Origin of the sequence: Salinicola peritrichatus (assembly GCF_003206715.1) — a bacterium.
GTDB classification, from domain to species: Bacteria; Pseudomonadota; Gammaproteobacteria; order Pseudomonadales; family Halomonadaceae; genus Salinicola; species Salinicola peritrichatus.
In genome coordinates, this window is the sequence record NZ_PZJU01000105.1 from 1 (window position 1) to 1,309 (window position 1,309).

Consider the following 1,309-nt stretch of genomic DNA (forward strand, 5'->3'; position numbering starts at 1 on the left):
GTGAATAATGCGGGTACATTTGTTGAAAGGTGATTATCTCTTCAGCAATGAATAGGGAAAATTTAGCGGCTAAAGTTTCTTCTGCCTTTCTGGTGTGACCTCAGTGGTGCGCTACTCATTGCCATCCTCTACTGCCTAGCATTCCTCATGATGGACACCTTTTCCCATGTGCTCATGTGCCTGAAGGATTGTGGTTATAAAAGTGCCCCTCAAGTGTCAATGAAATAAAGCGCATTGACCAAGTCCCGTGCACAAGGTGATCAACTTAAGCTGTTTATTGACACTTGAGGGGTAGGGTCGACTTGGTTGTTGTTTGATTTTTATATGCGTAATTTTTGGTTATTTTGTTTTATGAAAGGTGCTGTTGGAAAAGTATAGATAAACTTTAGGTAGGCGTATAGCTATACTTTTTAACCATAAAATCAAAGTGTTGAAAGTTTTCTCAAGATGACGTAAATATTGGGAGTGAAGTCTTTGTTTGCGTTATCTGGAGATGTTTATGACAACCGAAGAGCAGTTGCTTGAACGCTATGGTCCTTTGCTTTCTTTAACCGATTTATCGGAATTATTGAAGCGTAGCCCCGATGGGCTACGAATATCTTTGCAGAGCCAATCAGAATTTGCTTTGAAGTGGAATGCCGCCAAGAGGAAGGTTGGAAGGCGTGTCTATTTCCGTGCAACTGACGTTGCTGGGCTGATTGACGAGTCCTGAGGGGGGTACCGTGGACGATACCGCAATCATCCGTCGTCGGGTGCGATCAAACTTCACGACGCTCAACAATGAGTTGATTCGAGATCGACGAATTTCCTGGAAAGCTTTGGGCATTCTGGTGTTCGTGCTTTCTCTGCCCGATAACTGGCAGCTCAGGCTATCTCACCTTTCAAAAGAGAAGGAGGTTGGCTCTGGTCGAGATGCTACGAGAGCGGGGCTTAAGGAACTTCAACAAGCCGGGTATCTGTGCATTCAGCGGGAGCGTGGTGAATGTGGGAAGTTCGTGCGCACCACGTGGTTAGTCACTGACCGGCCAGGCGACTTTGAGCTTGATCCACCACGTTCGGGTTTTCCGAATGCGGTTAATCCAACTCCGGATAGTCCGTAGGCGGAAAATCCAATACTACTAAGTAAAGAGGCTAGAAAATACTGATCCTAGTAAATACTAAGGTAATAAGTAGATGAACGGCATTCGCCGTGTTTTGCACGCCAGGGAAGAAAAGGCCAACCACGTCAATTGAAACGAAGTAAGCCAATGATATGGAAGAAAAGGTCTGCGTGGCATCGATGTTGACACTTGAGCCCGCATTATTCACC

Annotated in this window: 2 protein-coding genes; both read left to right on the forward strand. The window is 45.5% G+C overall.

The window, feature by feature from the left end; translation table 11 throughout:
• Nucleotides 1–499 precede the first annotated feature (499 nt).
• Nucleotides 500–712, forward strand: a complete 213-nt coding sequence (locus DOM57_RS21640) for a hypothetical protein (protein WP_021818584.1) — start codon at nucleotides 500–502, stop codon at nucleotides 710–712.
• Nucleotides 713–722: 10 nt separating this feature from the next.
• Nucleotides 723–1,100 carry a hypothetical protein gene (locus DOM57_RS21930; protein WP_162619639.1) on the forward strand — a complete coding sequence of 126 codons (378 nt, stop codon included), beginning with the start codon at nucleotides 723–725 and terminating at the stop codon, nucleotides 1,098–1,100.
• Nucleotides 1,101–1,309 lie beyond the last annotated feature (209 nt).

Coding starts and splice junctions, on each gene's coding strand:
- DOM57_RS21640 (WP_021818584.1), top strand. CDS start 500: ATGACAACCGAAGAGCAGTTGCTTGAACGCTATGGTCCTTTGCTTTCT.